Origin of the sequence: Pseudomonas sp. PS02290, assembly GCF_029960075.1 — a bacterium.
Classification (GTDB): Bacteria; Pseudomonadota; Gammaproteobacteria; order Pseudomonadales; family Pseudomonadaceae; genus Aquipseudomonas.
This window is the reverse complement of record NZ_JASCOY010000084.1, coordinates 1-19,365: the sequence shown is the minus strand read 5'-3', so window position 1 is coordinate 19,365 and position 19,365 is coordinate 1. Positions and strand designations below refer to the sequence as shown.

At 62.0% G+C, this 19,365-nt stretch carries 20 protein-coding genes; 10 read left to right on the top strand and 10 right to left on the bottom strand.

The window, feature by feature from the left end; genetic code table 11:
• Positions 1 to 317: 317 nt before the first annotated feature.
• Positions 318 to 566: a hypothetical protein gene (locus QMX88_RS23875; RefSeq protein WP_282372701.1), complete on the top strand. Its 249-nt coding sequence runs from the start codon at positions 318 to 320 to the stop codon at positions 564 to 566.
• Between the two features lie 97 nt (positions 567 to 663).
• On the opposite strand, the gene QMX88_RS23870 is transcribed toward QMX88_RS23875, so the two are convergent.
• Positions 664 to 3,066, bottom strand: coding sequence for a glucose/quinate/shikimate family membrane-bound PQQ-dependent dehydrogenase (locus tag QMX88_RS23870; protein WP_282372700.1), 2,403 nt, complete (start codon positions 3,064 to 3,066; stop codon positions 664 to 666).
• Positions 3,067 to 3,615: 549 nt separating this feature from the next.
• On the opposite strand from QMX88_RS23870, the gene QMX88_RS23865 reads away from it, so the two are divergent.
• Both QMX88_RS23865 and QMX88_RS23860 read left to right on the top strand, forming a co-directional pair.
• A complete protein-coding gene (locus tag QMX88_RS23865; protein WP_192172147.1) occupies positions 3,616 to 3,963 on the top strand; it encodes a hypothetical protein in 348 nt (115 codons plus the stop codon).
• A gap of 82 nt (positions 3,964 to 4,045) precedes the next feature.
• Positions 4,046 to 4,777: a GNAT family N-acetyltransferase gene (locus QMX88_RS23860; protein ID WP_282372699.1), complete on the top strand. Its 732-nt coding sequence runs from the start codon at positions 4,046 to 4,048 to the stop codon at positions 4,775 to 4,777.
• Positions 4,778 to 4,785: 8 nt separating this feature from the next.
• On the opposite strand, the gene QMX88_RS23855 is transcribed toward QMX88_RS23860, so the two are convergent.
• From QMX88_RS23855 to QMX88_RS23845, 3 genes are read right to left on the bottom strand one after another with little or no spacing between them, the layout of a single operon-like run.
• Positions 4,786 to 5,385, bottom strand: a complete 600-nt coding sequence (locus QMX88_RS23855; protein ID WP_192172145.1) for a class I SAM-dependent methyltransferase — start codon at positions 5,383 to 5,385, stop codon at positions 4,786 to 4,788.
• Positions 5,382 to 6,143, bottom strand: coding sequence for a PIG-L deacetylase family protein (locus QMX88_RS23850; RefSeq protein WP_282372698.1), 762 nt, complete (start codon positions 6,141 to 6,143; stop codon positions 5,382 to 5,384). The genes QMX88_RS23855 and QMX88_RS23850 overlap by 4 nt, the downstream gene beginning before the upstream one ends.
• A complete protein-coding gene (locus tag QMX88_RS23845) occupies positions 6,140 to 7,171 on the bottom strand; it encodes an acyl-CoA dehydrogenase family protein (RefSeq protein WP_282372697.1) in 1,032 nt (343 codons plus the stop codon). The genes QMX88_RS23850 and QMX88_RS23845 overlap by 4 nt, the downstream gene beginning before the upstream one ends.
• 440 nt (positions 7,172 to 7,611) lie before the next feature.
• Here QMX88_RS23845 and QMX88_RS23840 point away from each other — a divergent pair, with 440 nt between their 5' ends.
• Complete coding sequence (locus QMX88_RS23840) at positions 7,612 to 8,220, top strand: SCO family protein (RefSeq protein ID WP_192172142.1); 609 nt, start codon at positions 7,612 to 7,614, stop codon at positions 8,218 to 8,220.
• Complete coding sequence (locus QMX88_RS23835; RefSeq protein WP_282372696.1) at positions 8,220 to 8,705, top strand: copper chaperone PCu(A)C; 486 nt, start codon at positions 8,220 to 8,222, stop codon at positions 8,703 to 8,705. The genes QMX88_RS23840 and QMX88_RS23835 overlap by 1 nt, the downstream gene beginning before the upstream one ends.
• Positions 8,706 to 9,162: 457 nt before the next feature.
• Here QMX88_RS23835 and QMX88_RS23830 read toward each other — a convergent pair whose 3' ends face one another.
• The 4 genes from QMX88_RS23830 to QMX88_RS23815 all read right to left on the bottom strand — a co-directional run bounded on the left by QMX88_RS23830 (position 9,163) and on the right by QMX88_RS23815 (position 12,576).
• Positions 9,163 to 10,437, bottom strand: a complete 1,275-nt coding sequence (locus tag QMX88_RS23830; RefSeq protein WP_282372702.1) for an Nramp family divalent metal transporter — start codon at positions 10,435 to 10,437, stop codon at positions 9,163 to 9,165.
• Between the two features lie 142 nt (positions 10,438 to 10,579).
• A complete protein-coding gene (locus QMX88_RS23825) occupies positions 10,580 to 11,245 on the bottom strand; it encodes a glycosyltransferase (RefSeq protein ID WP_282372695.1) in 666 nt (221 codons plus the stop codon).
• Between the two features lie 209 nt (positions 11,246 to 11,454).
• Positions 11,455 to 12,018, bottom strand: a complete 564-nt coding sequence (locus QMX88_RS23820) for a type 1 glutamine amidotransferase domain-containing protein (RefSeq protein ID WP_192172138.1) — start codon at positions 12,016 to 12,018, stop codon at positions 11,455 to 11,457.
• Between the two features lie 210 nt (positions 12,019 to 12,228).
• Positions 12,229 to 12,576 (bottom strand): hypothetical protein, encoded by a 348-nt coding sequence (locus QMX88_RS23815; RefSeq protein ID WP_192172137.1) that lies wholly within the window; start codon positions 12,574 to 12,576, stop codon positions 12,229 to 12,231.
• Between the two features lie 301 nt (positions 12,577 to 12,877).
• Here QMX88_RS23815 and QMX88_RS23810 point away from each other — a divergent pair, with 301 nt between their 5' ends.
• The 5 genes from QMX88_RS23810 to adhP all read left to right on the top strand — a co-directional run bounded on the left by QMX88_RS23810 (position 12,878) and on the right by adhP (position 17,761).
• Entirely contained in the window at positions 12,878 to 13,963 is a 1,086-nt protein-coding gene (locus tag QMX88_RS23810) for a glycoside hydrolase family 3 N-terminal domain-containing protein (protein WP_282372694.1), read from the top strand.
• A gap of 114 nt (positions 13,964 to 14,077) precedes the next feature.
• Positions 14,078 to 14,842, top strand: coding sequence for a trans-aconitate 2-methyltransferase (tam, locus tag QMX88_RS23805; protein WP_282372693.1), 765 nt, complete (start codon positions 14,078 to 14,080; stop codon positions 14,840 to 14,842).
• A 71-nt stretch (positions 14,843 to 14,913) separates the two neighbouring features.
• A complete protein-coding gene (locus tag QMX88_RS23800; protein ID WP_282372692.1) occupies positions 14,914 to 15,417 on the top strand; it encodes a cupin domain-containing protein in 504 nt (167 codons plus the stop codon).
• 146 nt (positions 15,418 to 15,563) lie between these two features.
• Positions 15,564 to 16,349, top strand: coding sequence for a sulfite exporter TauE/SafE family protein (locus tag QMX88_RS23795; RefSeq protein ID WP_282372691.1), 786 nt, complete (start codon positions 15,564 to 15,566; stop codon positions 16,347 to 16,349).
• Positions 16,350 to 16,729: 380 nt separating this feature from the next.
• Complete coding sequence (gene adhP, locus QMX88_RS23790) at positions 16,730 to 17,761, top strand: alcohol dehydrogenase AdhP (protein WP_282372690.1); 1,032 nt, start codon at positions 16,730 to 16,732, stop codon at positions 17,759 to 17,761.
• 159 nt (positions 17,762 to 17,920) lie between these two features.
• Here the strand turns inward: adhP and QMX88_RS23785 are convergent, their stop codons facing one another.
• Both QMX88_RS23785 and QMX88_RS23780 read right to left on the bottom strand, forming a co-directional pair.
• Positions 17,921 to 18,226 (bottom strand): DUF6482 family protein, encoded by a 306-nt coding sequence (locus tag QMX88_RS23785; RefSeq protein ID WP_282372689.1) that lies wholly within the window; start codon positions 18,224 to 18,226, stop codon positions 17,921 to 17,923.
• 221 nt (positions 18,227 to 18,447) lie between these two features.
• Complete coding sequence (locus tag QMX88_RS23780) at positions 18,448 to 18,777, bottom strand: hypothetical protein (protein ID WP_282372688.1); 330 nt, start codon at positions 18,775 to 18,777, stop codon at positions 18,448 to 18,450.
• Positions 18,778 to 19,365: the final 588 nt, after the last annotated feature.

Below are 19,365 nucleotides of genomic sequence, written 5' to 3'. Positions count from 1 at the left end.
GCTGAAGCCGGTCCCACTATCAGTCCGCGGTGATCCAGTGGACTGCATTGCTTTTCGTGGGACCGGGTTCAGCCGGGAAGGGGCCGGTGTTAACACTCTCAATCTTGCGGTGTAACGCCCGACGCTTTCCCGGCTGAAGCCAGTCCTACAAGTCGAGCGTGATGCTTTTAGTGAGACCAGCTTTAGCCGGGAAGGGGCCGGTTCGTGCGCCCTCGGTCTTCTGCCGATGCCGGTGCTTGGCACCGCGCGTCCACGTCGACTGAACTGTGCGCGCCACTTGCGGCCTCAGACTTACACCGCTAAAGGAGGCCAAGGCCATGAACCACGACGAATTCAATCAATACGACGCAGAGCGCTTCCACGGTCAGGTCGCCGAGCAACTGGGCATCAGTGTGGGAGAGCTGAAAACCTGGATGATCAACGACATCGAGCGGGTCACTGAGGGCGGCGAGGAGGTAGGGCACATGGTGGTGTTCCGTGAGTCCACGCCGGATGAGGTGCTCAACAAGCTCAAGAATCCGCAGAGTCGTTATACGGCGATGACGGGTGTGATCAAGACCGAGTAAGCCATCGGCGTTCGCCAGAAATGGCCAGCCCATGACTTGAATCACAAACAACAAAAAGCCCGATCACTCGGGCTTTTTGTTGCCGCTCAGCCGCTGATTACTTCGACGGCAGGGCGTAGGCGATCAGCGAGTCGCCCATCCTCGTACCAAACGAGCCATGCCCGCCGGCCATGATCACAATGTACTGCTTGCCATTGCTCTCATAGGTCATCGGCGTGGCCTGACCGCCCGCTGGCAAGCGCGCTTCCCATAGCAGGTCGCCGTTGGTGACGTTGAAGGCGCGCAGGTAGTTGTCCTGCGTACCGGCGATGAACATCAGGTTGCCGGCCGTGGAAATCGGACCACCCAGCATTGGCACACCGATTTTCAGCGGCGGCAGCTGGATGCCCTTAAGGCTGTCGCGGATGGTGCCGATGCGTTTGCGCCAGACCACGTCGTGGGTCTTCATGTCGACGCCGGCCACATAGCCCCACGCCGGCTCTTTGCACGGCAGGCCGAGTGGCGACAGGAAGGCGTTGATTTCGACGCCGTAAGGCACGCCGTACTGAGGCTGAATGCCCATTTCGGTACCGCTGCCGGTGGCACCTTCTTTAGGCCACAGCGGGTTGTTCGGGCCACGGGGAATCAGCTTGGACACGAACGGCAGGGCCATCGGGTTCATCAGCGCGACCTGACGGTCAGCGTTCACCGAGATACCGCCCCATTCGAAGACACCCAGGTTGCCCGGGAACACCAGCGTGCCTTGCTCGGATGGCGGCGTGTACTGGCCGTTGTAGGACAGCTGCTTGAAGATCACGCGGCAGACCAGCTGGTCAAACATCGTCGCGCCCCACATCTCCTTGTCGGAAAGGGTTTGAACGGACGTCAGATTGAGGTCCGAGCGCGGCTGGGTCGGGCTCACCCGATCGCCTGGCGCCGCTTCACCGGCAGGCACCTGCATTTCATGGACGGGCACGATCGGCTTGCCATCGCGACGGTCCAGCACGAACAGGTTGCCGGCTTTGGTCGGCACGTACACCGCAGGGACGGCTTCGCCGCTGCCGGTTTTCACGTCAGCCAGGGTAGGCTGGGCCGGTACGTCCATGTCCCACAAGTCGTGGTGAGTGGTCTGGAAGCTCCACACCAGTTTGCCGGTGGAGCCGTTCATCGCGACGATCGAGCTGGCGTAACGCTCCATCACCGGGGTGCGGTTGCCGCCCCAGATGTCGGGCGTCGGGTTACCGGTTGGCACGTAGACCACGTCGGTTTTCGCGTCATAGGCCAGCGGAGCCCAGGCGTTCGGCGAGTTGTTGACCAGGGTTTTGCCATCGCCCGGAATCGCGTTCGGGTCTTCGGCACCGGTGTCGAAGATCCACTTCAACGCGCCGGTGTTGACGTCGTAGCCACGGATCGCGCCGGATGGCTCGTGCACCGACAGGTTATCGGTCACCGAACCGCCGATGATCACGGTGGTGCCGGTCACGACAGGCGGGGAGGTGGGTTCGAGGCCGCCCGGATACGGGTAGGGCTGCAAGTGCAGCAGGTCCAGCTCGCCGTTTTTGGCGAAGTCGGCGCACGGTGCGCCGGTGTCGGCGTTGATGGCGAACAGACGACCGTCGTTGACCGGCAGGAACACCTTGCGCGGGCAACTGGTGGCGACCGGTTGGGTGCCTTCCAGGCTTTTTGCAAACTGAGTGGTGTCAGCCTGATCGAAGTACGCGACGCCACGGCAGGTCAGGTGCTGGAAGGACGGATCGGATTTGAGCTTGGGATCGAATCTCCACTTCTCTTTACCGGTGGCCGGGTCCAGCGCCACGAGGATCTGGTGGGTGGTGCAGATGTACATGTTGTCGCCAACCTTGATCGGCGTCAGCTCGTTGGTGGTCTCGCCGGAGTCGTTGGCGGTTTTCGATTCGCCGCTGTTGAAGGTCCAGGCCACCTGAAGGTCTTTAACGTTGCCTTCGTTGATCTGAGTCAGCGGGGAATAACGCGTGCCCGACTGCGTGCGGCCGTAAGCAGGCCAGTCGCCGTTGGCGATGCCTTCGACAGGCTGATGCTGCGTGGGTTGCGCCGTCGCCATGCTGCCGTTGATTTCCTGCGGGTCGTTGAAGATGGAATAAACCATCACCACAATCGCCAGGGCCAATGTCGCGGATAAAAAGGTTTTGCCTGGCTTCAGACGCTCCGGAATGTCACGAGTGACCCCCGGGATCAGCAGCCACAGACCCAACACCCCGAGGATGTCGAAACGCGGTACCAGCGCCCAGAAATCCGTGCCGGCTTCCCACAGGCCCCAGACCACGGTGATCAGCATCAGCGCGCCGTAGAGCCAGAGCGATGCAGCGGAACGTCGCCACAACAGGACGGCGAACACCAGTAGCGCGACGCCCAGGAACAGATAATAAAAAGAGCCGCCCAATGAGAGCAGCCAGATACCGCCAACCACCAGAAACAGAGCAAAGATGCCTGCAATGATGGAAGTAAAACGCCTCAGCCCTGAAGCTTTTGATAAGTCATTCATCGATGTTCCCCCTTGGGATGTAGTGCATGGACTGTGCGCCGTATAGGGGGTTCAACTCCGGAACCTGGAGTCTGGATAAAATTTTCAGCGCCACTGACCATCCACTCTTTCGAAGCATAGGCCGTGTTTGCAATCTGATCACGGGGAAAAGCATTCAGATGGCGAACGGCGCGGCGTTGGGCGTGATCGGCTCACGATGACGAGGGCGGAAAGGCGGCTACAGAGTGCGTTGGAGAGGGGCCAGGTCATGCACGCGCCGGTGCATCCCATCGCTCAAAGTTGCGGGGGTTGTGGGGGCAGACTAGAGTCGGAAACAGCCCCACCTAACTTTGTTACAGCAGGCGCATGAACGAGTGAAGTCTTTGCACTTCCATCAAGCCTGCGAGTCAACAACAAGCTGGAAGTAAGTTCGCTATGCATAAACGTTTTAGCAGAGCGCGAACCACACTAACGCTAGTATGTGCGGCGTTTGTGTTGTGCGCGTCTGGCTGCACTGGCACCGCCAGTGATACCAAAACAACCGGACTGTCGTTAGTGGATTACACCTCCGTGAGCGCGTCTTCCCCACCCGAGCACCTTACCGGACTCTGGGCCGGCCCCCATGCCGGCGGCACGTTCTACGTGGAAATCTTCGACGACGGCGACCTGCGCACCTGCTTGAGCGCTCCGCCTTATTACCACGCGATGGACGGAAAATACGCCGATGAGGCGCTGTATCTGGAAGACGGCACCCGCATCGAATTTCAGCCTGTGGGGGCACGGCAGATCACCATTTATTCCCCTCCCGGCAGGCCGGTCACCACGCTGGAACGCAGCGCACCGGGTCACTCCGCCAGCCAGTGTCTGGCAGGTGCCGCTGACGTCCAGCGCAAACTGTCCCACTGGGCTTCGCATTAGCGGCAGGGTTCGATAATTGAGGCAGTGCGCGGGTATCATGCACGGCTCGAACCCACCGCCCGACCCCGGATTCAGAATCACAATGCCCAGCCCCACGTTTACCGTCATGCGCCTCGACGCCACGCCGCCGGAATCGATCAAGAGCCAGATCATGCAGATGGTGATCGACTACGTCACCGAGCTCAGCATGGTCGCCATCGCCCCGAGCAATCCGTTGTACCCGCTGTATCAATACGGCGTCGGCCATGAGGTGCATCAGTACGTGCAGGCGATGGACGGATCGCGGGGGATTGCGGTGGAATTGATTGTGGCGCTGGATGCCGAGGATCCTTCGGTCGTCATCGGCTTCTTGCTCTATCTGCCGGTTCAACAGGACCCGCAGGCGTGCGCCGTGGCATACATGGCAGTGCAGACGGCGCGCCGTCGTCAGGGCGTGGCGAGGGCCATGCTGGAGAAAATGACCGAACGCTATCCCCATGCCGAGCTGGCGTGCTTCGTTGCGAAAGTGCCGGTGTTCGAGGCGCTGGGCTTTCAGGTGCTGGGAGCACGCGGGCCGCAGGTGTTGATGAACACCCGCGATCAGCAAACCGACGGCTTGTTGGCCGTGCTGGACATCGCGCCGATCTACAACTCACTGGAAGTGCGGCAGATCCACAGCTATCTGTTGAAGCAGCACGGCAAGCGTGCGATGACCGATGCGGAAAAACAGCGCGATCGACACATTGACCAACTGACCCGGCAGGCGCGCCTGTTCGTCAACGGACTGCTGGGCGAGTCAGGGGCGCAGGCCTTCATCGGCCCGCAGATTGTTTGACGCCCGAATCAGCGAACGGCCTCGTTGAGGTCGATTCCGCGCGAGTCCTTGCTCCACATTTCCAGCAGGAAATCCCGCTCGGCGTGATGCAGCGTGCGCTCCATCGCCAAGTGCCGCGCGAGGACCTGATGCACTTCGCGTCCCTCCATGGGGCAGCCTTCGATGGGGTGCAGCCAGTGGCACGCCAGCACCGCGCCATCGGGCGTGAGGCTTTCACGAATGCGCTCGATGATCTCGCCAAAGGCATCCGGCGTCAGGTAATAGGCCCATTCGCTGATCACCACCAGATCGAATTGCCCGGCAGGCCAGTCCTGGGGCAGACAACCTTCCAGCACTTGCACGTGGGCGTGCGCACTCAGGCGATCGCGGGCCAGGGTGACGGCCCGGGGGCTGAGGTCCATGCACAACAATGCGTCGCACCGTTCGGCCAGGCGCAGGCTCAATTCGCCATTGGCGCAGCCCGGCTCGAAGATGCGCGCGTAGCGCTGACGCGGCAGGGCAGCAAGGGTCAGATCGCGTTTGCGATGCTCGTACCAACGCGTGCGAAAGGCCCAGGGGTCGTCACTGCTGGCGAACAGTTCGTCGAAATACTCACCTGTAATGCTCACAGAAACACCAGTTCGAAGGGTTGCAGCAGACGCTCCAGCGTTTGCGGGTTCAGCACCGCGGGCGCGCCGGTGCTCGGGTCGTTTTCCAGCTGACTCAAGTGAGCACCGATGGCGTCGCGCTTGCGCCGCAGTTGCTCATCGCTGAGCCAGAATTTGCGGGCCTGTTCCCAAGGGATGCGCGGGTCATTCGGTTCCGCCCAATGCCAGGCCCAGACTGGAATTTCCACCAGTGTCGCGCCGGTGTTGGCCGCCGCCTGGGCCGCGCAATGGCCCACGGATTCGTGGTCGCAGTGGCCGTCGTGGCGCCAGGTTGTCAGCAACACATCCGAGGGACGCAGGTCTTCGCTGAGCAGCGCAATCAATGACTCGGCATGCTCGGCAACCTGACCATCGCCCATGCCGAGCCGTTGCCAGGACAACCTCGACACGTCCAGGCCCAGGTGCGCGACGGCTTGCTGGCTTTCCCGCCGACGCTCGGTGCGCAGGCGTTGCATGGGCCACAGCGGCGAGTGCGGATGGCTGCCTTCGCCGTCGGTGACGGCAACCAGGTGCACATCGTTCTGCCGCTGGGCCATCGCTGAGAGCAGTCCGCCGCAGGTCAGCACCTCGTCGTCGGGATGCGGCGCGAGCACGATCAGGCGTGAGCCGGGTGGAACCAGTTCTTCCAGGGTGATCGGGCGCACGCCGCGCAACGCCACGCTGTTCTGCCAGGCGCTCAACGGTGTCCCGCTGACGCCGAATGGCTGTGCTTCGTTCATAGGGACCAATCCTCGGGTTCGACCGTGGCGACTCGCTGGCCCAGGTGCGCCAGGTCTCGCTCGGCGTGGCTTTGTCGGATAAACACCTGCAGGTCGGCGGCCAGCCGCGCAAAGTGCGGATCGCGGCAGAACGGTGTTGCGCCCAGCGCCCGGCCGACATGTCGGCACACGTGTTCAACCGCTATTTCGACCTGGGCACGCAGGCGCTGCACCTTCAGGCTCGCGTCGTCTTGCGGATGGGCGTCGATCCATGACGCGCATTCGCGCAAGGCCGCCGCCGCGCCACACAGCGCTGCATCCACGCTGCCCAGATGGGCGTCGGCGTGGGGTTCTGGCCGTCCGTGGTGTCGGTGCGTGCGCAAGCTTTTCGCCAGCGCCACTGCCGCGCCGTACCAGGCGGCAGCGATCCCGGCGCCGCCTTGCCAGAACCCTGGCCGGGTCAGATAGTCGCCGTTGTTGCCCACGCAAATGCCGACCGCGCCGTCGAAGTGCACGTCGCCGCTGGCGGTAACGGCCATGCCCACGGCCTGCCAGGTCTCGCTGCTGAAGCGCACGCCCGGCTGCTTCAAATCGACGGCCACCAGTTGCGGCGCCTCGTCGCTGGCCCAGGCGGTGAGCAGGGCGTAATCCAGCTGTTGGGCGCCGGAGCACCAGGCCTTGCGGCCGTTGAGGCGGACCTTGTCGCCGTGGCGCTGGCTGACGCCGACCTTGGCGTCGGGCGGTTCGGCGGCCCACACGCCCCAGATGCCGGGTGCTTCGAAAGGCGCGGCGCCAAGCTCTTTCAGAATGGCAAGGGCGTCGGTATGGCCCTCGTAGAGTTTGAGCAGCGCCAGATCGAGGCCCGCCACCGTTGCCAATTGCCGCCAGCGTTCCAGGGTCCGACCGCTGCCGGGCAACGGCAGTTGATCGAGTCCGCTGTCGAGGCAGCGCTGCATGGCGTGACGCAGGGGCGCGTCCGGCACGTGGGGATTGTCACGGTGGGCGAAATCCGCCAGCAGTGATTCAAGTCCTTTTGCATCGTCCCGCATGTCTGACTGTCTCCGACCCGTTGACGCCGACGCGAGGTGCGCGGGCTTTTGCCTGGCGCGCTTGCGCGGCCTGCTGATGGAATTCGGCAGCGCCAGCGGGGCGGGGTTCAAACATTTCTTCTGCCAGCCGGTTCTGTTGCCTCTGGCAGGGAGCACTTAAGAGGGTGGTGATCGGCGCCTTGCAGTCAGGTGCGCGGTTTTGTCGCAGTGGGCGTTTCCCGACCCTTGGGGGCCAAGGCGTGCAGCGTCGTCGGATGGCCTGCGTAAAATCCGCTCGTAACCTATTCAAGCCGGTTTTGCGCGACACTGTCGGGCACCTGTTTTTTTTCGCTTCGTCCCTCGCTGCTGCAGTGCGACTGCCAATCAACGCCTGCGCCCGGCGAGGTGGACGAAAAAAGGGTTGGCGTTGGCGCCAGCCGCTGCTTTCGAGAGTTCGCCAGATGAATGAGTTTCTGACCCGCCGTCAGGTGGTCACCGGCATGGGCCTGTTGGGGCTGGGCCTGCTGGCCGGCTGTGACGGTTCGACCACTGCGCTGGATTTCAAGTATGGCAAAGATCTGAGCAACAAGATCATGGGCCGGACCTTCAAGTTGACCGACACCGACGGTGAGGTCAAAACCCTGTCGAGTTATCGCGGGTTGATGCCGATGGTGTTTTTCGGCTTCACCCAGTGCCCGGCGGTGTGCCCCACGGCGCTGGCCCGCGCTGCGCAGATCAAAAAGATGATGGGCGAGGACGGCAAGACGCTGCAGGTGATCTTCATCACCGTCGACCCCGAGCGCGACACGCCGCAGATTCTCGACGCCTACGTCAAACAGTTCGATCCGACGTTCGTTGCCCTGCGCGGCACGCTGGAAGAGACCGCCCACGTCGCCAAAGAATTCGGCGTGTTCTACGAAAAGGTCCCGGCGGGGAACACCTACACCATGTCCCACACCGCCACCAGCTTCGTGTTCGACTCTAGGGGCAATCTGCGCCTGGGGCTGTCGCCTTCGCTTTCCGCCAAGCAATGCGCGGAAGATTTGCTCACTGTCATGGAAGTCTGCTGATGAATGCTTTGTTGAATGCTGTTTCGCGCTCGTTGCTTGTCTCTCTGTTGGCCGGCGTCAGCCTGAGTGCGGTTGCGCAGACGCGGGTCGAGGATCCGTGGGTGCGTGCAACGGTGGCCGGGCAGCCTTCATCCGGTGCCTTCATGCACATCACCGCCGACACCGACAGCACGCTGCTCAGCGTCAGCTCGCCGGTGGCGAAGGACGTGCAGATCCACGAGATGAGCATGACCAACGACGTCATGCGCATGGGCCCGGTCGACGCTGTGCCGCTGCCTGCGGGCGAGACCGTGGCGCTGGACCCCGATGGCTACCACGTCATGCTCATGGGGCTGAACGGCCAGATCAAAGAGGGCGACCAGGTGCCACTGACCCTGACCGTGAAGAATGCAAAGGGCGAGACCGAAGTCGTGAATGTCAGCGCCCCGGCCCGCGCCGCGACAGCACCGAGGGACATGGCCCATGACCACGGAATGCCGCATTAAGCAGGAGCGCTTATCTGCGTACCTCTCGTAGGACCGGCTTCAGCCGGTAAGGCCTCAGGTGCCACGCCGCAGAATTGATGGTGTTCGAACCGGCGTCTTCCCGGCTAAAGCCGGTCCCACAAAGGCACCGCGTATCCACCGTGGGACCGGCTTCAGCCGGGAAAGCGTCAGGCGCCACGCCGCAGAAAAGAGGGTGCTTGACCCAGCGTCTTCCCGGCTAAAGCCAGTCCCACAAAGGCACCGCGTATGCTCAATGGGGACCGAACAGTCCCACAAAATCCAGTTTCCGGCCCTGACCCCATATCTGCATGAAATGCAAAACCTGTGGGAGTGAGCTTGCTCACGAAGACTTTAGTCCGGTCCCTGAAAATTCAGCGGATGTACCAGCGCCTTCGCGAGCAAGGTGGAGCGCCACCCCGGTCGCTCCCACAAGACCGTACTCGCTGTGGGACACGCTTCAATCCCCAAATGCCCCCAGCAGCAACACCACGTTCAGCACGATGATCAACAGCGCGATGCCCCAGGCCAGGGTCGTCAGAATGGGCCCGGTCACGAAATCGCCCATCAGCTTGCGGTCCGACACGAAGCGCACCAGCGGCACGATAGCGAAGGGCAGTTGCATCGACAGGATGACCTGACTCAGTACCAGCAATTTAGCCGTGCCCTGAGCCCCATAGATGCTGGTCACCACAATCACCGGAATGATCGCCATCCCACGGGTCAGCAGGCGGCGGATCCAGCCCGGCAGGCGCATACGCAGAAAGCCTTCCATGACGATCTGCCCGGCCAGGGTCGCCGTGACCGTGGAGTTGATCCCCGACGCCAGCAGCGCCACGCCGAACAGCATCGACGCCATGCCCACGCCCAGCATCGGCGAGAGCAAGTGATAAGCCTGTTCGATTTCCACCACGTCGGTTTTGCCGGCCTTGTGAAACACCGTCGCTGCTGTAATGAGAATCGCCGCGTTGACGAACAGCGCCAGGGTCAGCGCGATGGTGCTGTCGGTCACTGCCCAGCGCAGGCCGATGCGCCGGCCTTCATCCGTGCGCGGATAGGCGCGGGTCTGCACGATGGAGGAGTGCAGGTACAAGTTGTGCGGCATCACCGTCGCGCCAATGATGCCGATTGCCAGGTACAGCGCCTCGGGATTGGTGACCACCTCGGCCTTGGGAATGAAACCGGCGAACAGCTCCGCCAGATCAGGCTGGGCCAGCACCATCTGGATCGCGAAGCAGCCGAAGATGACCAGCAGCAGTGCGATGACAAACGCCTCGAGCGCCCGAAACCCGCGGCCCATGAGCAGAAAAATAAGAAACACATCGACCGCCGAAATCACCGCGCCCCATATGAGCGGGATGCCGAACAGCAGGTTCAGCGCAATGGCGGTGCCGATCACCTCGGCCAGGTCGCAGGCGATGATCGCAATCTCGCAGGCAATCCACAGGGCAATGCACACCGGCCGGCTGCAGCGCTCGCGGCAGGCTCGCGCCAAGTCCCAACCGGTGACGATCCCTAGACGCGCCGACAGCGCTTGCAACACGATGGCCATCAGATTCGACAGCAAGATAACCGACAGCAGCAGGTAACCAAATTTCGAACCGCCGGCGATGTCCGTCGCCCAATTGCCCGGATCCATGTAGCCCACGGCGACCATATAGCCGGGGCCGGTGAACGCCAGCAGCCGCTTGAACCAATTGCCGCTCTTGGGCATGGCGACACTGGCGCTGGGCATGCCCCCGCCGAGGGTTTCGTCGCCGGGGCTGGCAGGGTGATCGATGGGCGGCATTAAGGATTCCGGCGTTGGATACTGAGTGATCAAAGGTGGCGACAGGCAGGGTCTGCTGTGCGGTTTTAGCGAGTGCGCCCGGCAACCATCAGCTCGACAGCGACGCCGCTGCCAGTGAGTTTAGATAATCCCCAAAGCCTTCCTTGCACCGGTAGTCCTTTCGTGCGCTGGTGGTGACGCTGTTCGCGGAAATCCACGCGATGGACGCACCGATGCGTTGCAGATCGGCGACCAGATGCACGTCTTCATGGGCCGCCAGCGCCTTGAAACCGCCGGCCCGCTGATAGGCATCCGCGCTGACGCCCAGGTTCGCGCCATGAATGTGCCGATGGTCATCCACCGGGCGGTACAGCGCGTCATAGCGTTGGCGCACATGCTCGGGATGGCCGGACCAGTCATCGACTTCGACAATGCCGCACACCGCATCCACCTTCAGGCTGACCTGATGCGCCAGCCAGGCATAGGGCACGACGCTGTCGGCGTCGGTAAACGCCAGCCAGCGCGCGCCACGTTCCAGCATCAGCCGTACGCCTTCGGCACGGGTCATACCAACGTTGCGATAGGCACATGCGTGGGTCCTGACGCCGTGAGCGGCTGCCACCCCGGCCGAGGCATCGGAGCAGTCATCGAGCATGATCAGGATTTCCACAGGCTCGCCGTGGAGGTCTTCATGGACAGAAGCGGCGATCAGCGACTTGATGCAGTCGTCCAGGAAATCTTCTTCGTTGTGCGCGGGGACAATAATTCCAATCATTGAAGTGTCTCGTCTCGGCACCTGCGCTGATCGCGGCGTCCTTCGATGTCGACCGAAGCGAGGGAAATTTGGTTTCAAGTATTTTCGTTTGCGAAGACCACCAACTCGCCTGGCAGCGTTTAGGTATATCCCAGACGCAACGACGCCGCTGAATAGCGGCGTCGATGGCTTTGCGTTATGGCGAGACCCTACGGAGTGGGAATCAGGCTTCAGCCCGCCAGCAGCGCCTTGGCGATGGCCTCGTTGAACGCTGGCAGATCGTCTGGCGTGCGGGAGGTGATCAGGGTCCAGCCGTTGGCCGGGCATTCCTTGACCTCGGCATCAACCCAATTGGCCGCGCCGGCATTGACCAGGTCAGTGCGCACACTTGGGTAAGAGGTCAGGGTTTTGCCTTTGATCACGCCGGCATCGATCAGCAGCCATGGGCCGTGGCAGATCGACGCGACGGTCTTGCCGGCGTCGGCGAATGCTTTGACCAGCTTCTGGGCATCGCTGTCCTGGCGCAGGGTGTCGGCGTTGACCGTTCCGCCGGGGATGACCAGTGCATCGAAATCATTGGCAGACAGGCCGGCCAGCTTGGTGTCGGAGGTCACGACGGCGTCTTTGTCGGTGTCGTTCAGGAACAGTTGCGCAGTGCCGCCTTCGATGGAGGCGTGGGTCACCGCAGCACCCTGACCCTTCAACGCTTCCAGCGGCTTGAGCAGTTCGTCGCGCTCGATGCCGGTGTTGGACGTAATGATCAAAACCTTCTTGCCGTTCAGTTGATTGCTCATGTTTTCGCTTTCCTCTGAAATAAAAAGTGCTGAACTGCGCCCACTATCAGCGGGCGGTGTCACTTTCAGAGGGAAACGGAAAAGCGAAAGTTCAGCCCGATTGCGTGGCCGGGCTGAAGGTCGATGGCGACGACTAAGGCTGAGCCCCCGGATTTGGGGCGCCGGGATCACCGCCGTGCGACGAAACGGCGCAGCGTGATCAAACCGTTGTCACAGGCATTCGCGGACCGCTTTTTCCAATGCATTGCGGCCAAAGGCCGACGACAGCGGGGCGCGCTGGTACAGGAAAACCCGGGTATTGGGGTTGCCTTTGTAGACCTCGAGAATTTCATCGGAGGCGATCTTGCCGGAGATCAGCAGTTTGTAGTGACCCTTGCTCTCGGTCATGGTCGTGCCCGGCTTGATCTGCTGCCACTTGGGGTAGATGCATTTGGCATAGTCAGATGGCGTCTTTGCGGTATCGAAATTAAACGACGGGTTGTTCGGCGTAGAGCTGCAACCGGCCAGCACTACGGCGATGGCGCAGCCCAGTAACGAGTACGGTGATAAACGGCGCATCAATTCATCCTGAATTAGAAAACGAAAACAATTCGATCGGGTCGATGGGCGCCTATGTTGACCAGCAAGCGTGCAAATGAAAAGCGCACGCTTTGAAATATTTCACCGCGGGTTAAAGCCTGGCTTGCGCTGCGGTCACCGAGCTTCTAGACGGGTCATCCTGATCAATGGGTTCGCTCAGTCGATCGCAACTTATTGCTCGATTTGTTTGCATATTGCTCGATTCATTAATAGAGTGAGCTAAAACGAGCGCTCACTTAAGCATGTGCCCGTTCGTTACTGCCTGAATGACGGAGAACACATGTCACACGACGAACTGCAACGGGCTGCGCGGTCAGTCCTGATGCCGGCGATTGCCGGCCTGGCGCTGGACGAACCTGTGCGCCGCCATTTACACGCTGGCGGGGTGTCGGTCCTGCTGGGTGAGACGCGTGATGAGTACCTGGCCCGAAGCATGAGTTTCGAGCGCCGCCGGGAACAAACCGATGCGCAGTTTTCCTCGATCGCCAGGGAGGCGGCACTGTGTGCGGCGGCGCCGGTGCTGATCGCCGTGGATCAGGAGCTCGGCGGCATCCAGCGCTTGCACGGTCTGGTGCCCGGTATGCCGAGCTCGACCGAACTGACCCACATGAGCACCGCCGACATCGAGTCGCGCTGTTATGAAATGGCCAGCTCGGCCAGGGTCATGGGCGTCAATCTGTTCCTGGCGCCGATTGTGGACGTGGTCAGCGGGGTCAACCCCTGGCTGCACCAGCGCAACCTCGGGCCCGATGCCGCCGAGGTGGCGCGGATTGCCTGTGCGTTCATTCGGGGTGTGCAGCGTGCCGGCGTGATTGCCACGGCCAAACACTTTCCGGGTCATTACCAGGTCGAGCACGACCTGGCGGTGGCGCGGGCTACTGTGCCCGACAACGCCGCCGCGCTCAGCGACGGGCTGGAGGTGTTCAGGCAGGTCATTGCCGCAGGCGTTGGCGCAATCATGCCCGGGCCTGCGGTGTTCCCGGCGCTGGATCCGCAGCAGTCTGCCAGCACTTCAGCGGCGGTCATCGGCCTGCTAAGTGATGCGTTGGGTTTTGAAGGGCTGATCGTGTCCGACGACCTCGACGCCGTTTCCATCCTGCGCGGCAACAGCATCGCCGACACCGCCGTCGCCGCCCTGAATGCCGGTGCGCACCTGTTGCTCCTGTCGGCGGAGGCCGGGCTTGACGACATCTCGCGCGCCATCGTCGATGCCGTAAACAATGGAGGACTGGATGCGCAAACCCTGCTTGCAGCCGCGCACACAGTTCGCGCCCACGCCCAAAGATCGAGAGCCCAAGTGGACTCAGGCCTGTACGTGTCCTACCCGGTCTCAGGCGGTCATCTCACCCGCCGAGTCATGATCTGAACACCCGCTGTTGCTGCCGACCACGTGCAGCTTGCAGCTCATCGCTCACCCTATTTGTACTCGCGGCCCGCGCGTTCTACTCTCGCCACTCTGTCCACCCAGAAGGAAGGCACGATGAGCTGGTCCGCCAGGCAGTATTCCATGTTCGAGCAGCAACGCACCCGACCGGTCCGCGACCTCGTCGCCGCCATTCCTCTGGCCTCGGTGCACACCGCCGTCGACCTCGGCTGCGGTCCCGGCAATTCCACCGAAGTGCTGGCCGAGGGTTTCCCGGAGGCCTTGGTGACGGGGCTGGACAGCTCCGATGACATGCTGCGCGACGCCCGTCAGCGGCTGCCGAATGTTGCATTCGAACTCGCCGACATCGGCAGCTGGAATCCGGCACAGACTTACGACGTGATTCTCGCCAACGCGTCGCTGCAATGGGTGCCTGACCACGCGACGCTGTACCCGCGGCTGGTCAGCCTGCTCAACCCGGGTGGCGTGCTGGCGGTGCAGACGCCGGACAATCTTGAGGAGCCTGCCCATCGTCTGGCCCGTGACATCGCGGCGAGTGCGGAGTGGGCGAGCAGGGTTGGCGACGTCAAGCACCCCGACCGACACCCTGCCGCCTATTACTTCGAACTGCTGCAAGGGCATTGCGCCGAGGTCGATGTCTGGCGCACCACGTATCACCATCCGCTTGCCGGCGGGCATGGGGCAGTGGTCGAGTGGTTCAAGGGTTCGGCGCTGCGGCCCTATCTGCAACAGCTCGACGAAGCGGCGCAGCAGGATTTTCTCGACACCTATTTGCAGGCGATCAGCCAGGCCTACCCGGCGCTGGACGACGGCACAGTGCTGCTGCCGTTCCCGCGCTTGTTCATCGTTGCGACACGTTGAAGCCTGCGGCTTGCGTTAAGCCGCTGTTTTGCGAGCCGTGATCGACACCGCCTTTTTCTGATGGAGTGAGCATGAGCAATGACCCCGGCGAACTGGCCGCACGGCTGATTCGCAATTTCAATGAAGTGCCGCTGCAACACGAGCGCCGCGACCCGCTGTACGAAAGCCATGCCGCCCGCCTGGGCACCGGCACCGCCGCGCAGAAACTGGGCGCGTCAATGGACATCGTCGCGCCCGGCAAGCGCTCGTGCCCTTATCATTTTCATTACGCTCAGGAAGAAATGTTCGTCATTCTGGACGGGCAGGGCACCTTGCGCGTGGCGGGTGAAATGCTCCCGATCCGCAGCGGCGATGTGATCTTCATTCCGCCGGGGCCTGAGTATCCCCACCAGATCATCAACACCTCTAACGCGCCGCTGAAGTATTTATCCATCAGCACCCGCGAGACGCCGGAAGTGTGCGAATACCCGGACTCCGGCAAGTATCAGGCGATGGTCACCATCAACGGAGCACGTGCGTTTGCGGCCGTGCAGCGTCCTGATGCGACACTGGATTACTGGGAGGGCGAGCCTTGATTCAATCGGCAGCCCTGTGCCCGTAACCCATTTGGTTATAACCATAGAACGTCTCGATCTAGGCGCGATATAAGAAAAACAGCAGTCCTTAGAGCAAAAATCGCTATCCTGCCCGCCGGCTTTTGAATGTGCAGTCAGGCAGAGCAATGGATTTTGGCAACGCAGGTTTCGTCGTCGCAGGGCTGGTGGTCGGTTTCATCGTAGGCATGACGGGGGTGGGCGGTGGATCGCTGATGACCCCGATCCTGCTGTGGTTTGGCATCAATCCCGCCACCGCAGTGGGCACTGACCTGCTGTACGCCGCCATCACCAAAAGCGGCGGCGTGCTGGTTCACAAAAAGAACGACAACATTGACTGGGGCATCACCGGCTGGCTGACTCTGGGCAGCGTGCCGGCCGCCGGCCTGACGCTGTGGTTTCTGAGCAGCCTGCACACCGCGCCGGACGCGATGAATCAGGTGATCAAACAAGCGCTGGGTGTGGTGCTGCTGCTGACCGCGCTGGCTATCTTTTTCAAGAAGCGCCTGCTGGCGTTTGCTCAGCGCCACGCCGGGGATCGTTATCGCCTCAGCAGCCGAATGCTGAACGGGCTGACGGTGCTGACCGGCGTCATCCTCGGCACCATGGTCGCGCTGACGTCCATCGGCGCCGGCGCCCTCGGCACGGTGGCGTTGTTCCTGCTTTATCCCTTCCTCGAAACACGCCGCCTGGTTGGCACCGAAATCGCCCACGCCGTGCCCCTGACCCTGATCGCCGGTATCGGCCACGCGAGCATGGGCAACATGAACTGGTCGATGCTGGGCTACCTGCTGATGGGCTCGCTGCCGGGCATCTACATCGGCAGCCACCTGACCGGCCGCATCCCCGACGCCATCCTGCGCCCGTGTCTGGCGCTGATGCTGCTGGCGATCGGGTACAAGCTGGTGTTTTAACGCTGCATGGATGCGCCTGTCGACGTAGCGGTCATGGGCGCTGGTTTGCCGGGGGGCATCCGCTGTCTCTCCAGCGGCCGAAATGCCGCCTTCGTGAGCAAGCTCACTCCCACAAGGGATGTGTTTGCTGCATGACATTCAGCGCCTGCACCTCTGAGCTGACTTCTTGTCTGCCCCCAATAGCGCTGCGTCTCGATGAACAGGACTTGTTGATCCAGATCAATACCGGGTCACTTCAGGCGAGCACACTGGCCGTCGGTTGATTCAGGTCAGCCACCGCCAAGCCCATCGCGATCGTGGGAGGCTCATGAGGCAATTCCATGACTGATCATTCGCGCCCGTTACTCGAACTTAGCCCGTCTCAGGCGAAGGCAGACTCTATGAAAGGCAAAATGAAGGCCGCAGTTGTAGAAGCATTCGGCAGCCCGCTGGTGCTTCGCGAGTGGGACATTCCCACGCCGGGCCCCGGGCAGATCCTGATCAAAACTGAAGCCTGTGGCGTGTGCCATACCGACTTGCACGCGGCACGGGGAGACTGGCCGGTGAAGCCGTCGCTGCCCTTCATTCCGGGACATGAAGGCATCGGCATCGTGGTGGCCCTGGGGGCTGGCGTGACCAGTGTGGGCGAGGGTGATCGCGTGGGCGTGCCGTGGCTGTATTCAGCGTGCGGTCACTGCGAGTACTGCCTGAGCGCGTGGGAAACCGTGTGCGCCAGCGCCGAGTTCGGCGGCTATACCCGCAATGGCGGGTTCGCCGAATACATTCTCGCCGACCCTGAATACGTGGCGCACATTCCGGCCGGGCTCGCGCCCCATGAAGCCGCGCCGATCATCTGCGCCGGGGTCACCACCTACAAAGGCATCAAGGAGGCCGATGTCAGGCCGGGTCAGTGGATCGTGATTTCGGGGATTGGCGGCTTAGGGCATTTGGCCGTGCAGTACGCCAAAGCCATGGGCCTGCGCGTGTGCGCGGTGGACGTCGACGACGGCAAACTGGCCCATGCCACCAGGCTGGGTGCAGACGCGGTGGTGAACGCCCGTGCGGGTGACCCGGTGCAGGCCGTCAGGGACGTCACCGATGGCGGGGCGCACGGTGTGCTGATCACCGCGCCCTCGCTGGCGGCGTTCAAACAAGGGGTGGGCATGACGCGCAAATGTGGCACCTGCGTGCTGGTCGGGCTGCCACCGGGCGAGTTTCCGCTGTCGCTGTTCGAGGTGGTCGCCAATTGCATCACCGTGCGGGGCTCGTTCGTCGGCACTCGGCAGGACATGGCTGAAGCCTTGGCCTTCGCCGCCGAAGGCAAGGTGAACGCCGACATCGAGTTGCGGCCGTTGGCCGAGATCAATCAGGTGTTCAGGGAGTTGGGTGACGGCGAAGTACAGTCGAGGATCGTCATCGATTTTCGCGGGTGATTGACGATAACTGCCCCATGCACCCAGTAGGACCGGCTTTAGCCGGGAAGGCATCAGTCGTCACGCCGCAGAATTGAGGGTGGTCTCACTGGCCTCTTCCCGGCTGAAGCCGGTCCTACTGCAACGTGTGCATCCAGCAGGAACCGGCGCGCATTCAGGTCAGTTCCCCGAGCGGAACGGAATAGGCTGGCGGGGCGCTTCGGGTGTGGTGTGCGGCTGCCCGACCATTTCGTCGTAGACCACCGGGTGCACGATGAACAGCTTCACGTCCTGAAGGGACGACAGGCATTTGCGCGCTTCGTCGACCGATGCCACGTGCAGCACCTTGCCGTCCGGGCTGGCGATGGCATTGGACTTGCCGTCCATGAGCGCATGTATGGCGTACGAGCCACCTTCGATCGACACCAGATTGACCTCGGTGACTTCCCCGGCCTTGACGTGTTTGCTGAGCTTGTCCAGATCCATTACGGCACCTTAATTACGCACGCGGGCGTTGTCTGTTCCATGGATTGATGCGGAACCGTCGACGCGGCTCGCTTGCATTGGAAGAGGATGGCGATGCCAAGTTCAACGTAAACAGGGGAGGCGGACGAGGGGGCGTTGGCGGGGGCTTGCAACGGGATCAGCGCCGCGAAAAAAACCACCGTTGCCTGCCCATCGAAAACAGGCAGGCAACGGCGTTTCAATCAGCAGAGCTTGTCAATAACGCGCAGGCCAGGCGCTTGCTGCACGGCGCCCCATTCACTGCTCAGGGTTTCCAGTACCTGGCCGAGGAACTGCTTGTCCGCCGCGGCCTTCTTGCCGACATAACCGTGGCCCTTGCGGTACATCTTCAGCCGGGCACGCATGCGCGGATGCTGACTCTCGAATTGTTCTTCCTCGGTGCAGGCACCCAGGCCGTCCATGTGCACGTTGCCTTCCTCGCACACCCAGAGGATGTGGCTATCAAGGGAATCCTTGCGTGCGGCGAACAGTCGAGCCAATTGATCAATGGTAGGTTGGTTGTTCAGGTTCATGGTTGTTACCCCTTTTTGACCACTGGTTAATCTATCGAGTGAGTTCAAACGCAATGGCGAATCGTCCGTCGATTCGCAGTCCTTCCAAACGCTGACAAGCAAGGTCCGTCGGTACACAGAGCCGGTGCCGGGCCGCAAACGTGTGGGTATTGATGAAGTCAGAGGGGAAGATCGGACCTGGGCGAGAAGGGCGGACGCCTGGAAGACACGGGCGACTGGGTGGTCGACCACAAGTGTCATGAGGACGTGTCGCCAGCGCTCGGCCTGGTGGGTCGATCATGCCGGTTCGGCTTCATCAATCTGCCTTGTGGGCAGCACACATCCAGAGGTTGTTCGACGGCTGTGTCGAACGGGCCCGGAATACTTTTGCCAGCTCTCCCGATCGGGGAGACGCCTGCACTATGCAGTCGGCAAAAGGCCTCGTCAACGGTTTTGTAGTGATTACTTTCGTTCACTACATATTTTGTAGTTTCAGAACATGGAGGTCGATTCGTGACTACAAAGTCAATGAATCCGGGGGCAACAGTGCGGGAGTCGGGCGGGGGGGCTTGAAAGGGTGCTGACGAAACGACGCTTGCCCGCGACCGG

Coding starts and splice junctions, on each gene's coding strand:
- QMX88_RS23875 (WP_282372701.1), top strand. CDS start 318: ATGAACCACGACGAATTCAATCAATACGACGCAGAGCGCTTCCACGGT.
- QMX88_RS23870 (WP_282372700.1), bottom strand. CDS start 3,066: ATGAATGACTTATCAAAAGCTTCAGGGCTGAGGCGTTTTACTTCCATC.
- QMX88_RS23860 (WP_282372699.1), top strand. CDS start 4,046: ATGCCCAGCCCCACGTTTACCGTCATGCGCCTCGACGCCACGCCGCCG.
- QMX88_RS23850 (WP_282372698.1), bottom strand. CDS start 6,143: ATGAACGAAGCACAGCCATTCGGCGTCAGCGGGACACCGTTGAGCGCC.
- QMX88_RS23845 (WP_282372697.1), bottom strand. CDS start 7,171: ATGCGGGACGATGCAAAAGGACTTGAATCACTGCTGGCGGATTTCGCC.
- QMX88_RS23840 (WP_192172142.1), top strand. CDS start 7,612: ATGAATGAGTTTCTGACCCGCCGTCAGGTGGTCACCGGCATGGGCCTG.
- QMX88_RS23835 (WP_282372696.1), top strand. CDS start 8,220: ATGAATGCTTTGTTGAATGCTGTTTCGCGCTCGTTGCTTGTCTCTCTG.
- QMX88_RS23830 (WP_282372702.1), bottom strand. CDS start 10,437: ATGCCCAGCGCCAGTGTCGCCATGCCCAAGAGCGGCAATTGGTTCAAG.
- QMX88_RS23825 (WP_282372695.1), bottom strand. CDS start 11,245: ATGATTGGAATTATTGTCCCCGCGCACAACGAAGAAGATTTCCTGGAC.
- QMX88_RS23820 (WP_192172138.1), bottom strand. CDS start 12,018: ATGAGCAATCAACTGAACGGCAAGAAGGTTTTGATCATTACGTCCAAC.
- QMX88_RS23815 (WP_192172137.1), bottom strand. CDS start 12,576: ATGCGCCGTTTATCACCGTACTCGTTACTGGGCTGCGCCATCGCCGTA.
- QMX88_RS23810 (WP_282372694.1), top strand. CDS start 12,878: ATGTCACACGACGAACTGCAACGGGCTGCGCGGTCAGTCCTGATGCCG.
- tam (WP_282372693.1), top strand. CDS start 14,078: ATGAGCTGGTCCGCCAGGCAGTATTCCATGTTCGAGCAGCAACGCACC.
- QMX88_RS23800 (WP_282372692.1), top strand. CDS start 14,914: ATGAGCAATGACCCCGGCGAACTGGCCGCACGGCTGATTCGCAATTTC.
- QMX88_RS23795 (WP_282372691.1), top strand. CDS start 15,564: ATGGATTTTGGCAACGCAGGTTTCGTCGTCGCAGGGCTGGTGGTCGGT.
- adhP (WP_282372690.1), top strand. CDS start 16,730: ATGAAAGGCAAAATGAAGGCCGCAGTTGTAGAAGCATTCGGCAGCCCG.
- QMX88_RS23785 (WP_282372689.1), bottom strand. CDS start 18,226: ATGGATCTGGACAAGCTCAGCAAACACGTCAAGGCCGGGGAAGTCACC.
- QMX88_RS23780 (WP_282372688.1), bottom strand. CDS start 18,777: ATGAACCTGAACAACCAACCTACCATTGATCAATTGGCTCGACTGTTC.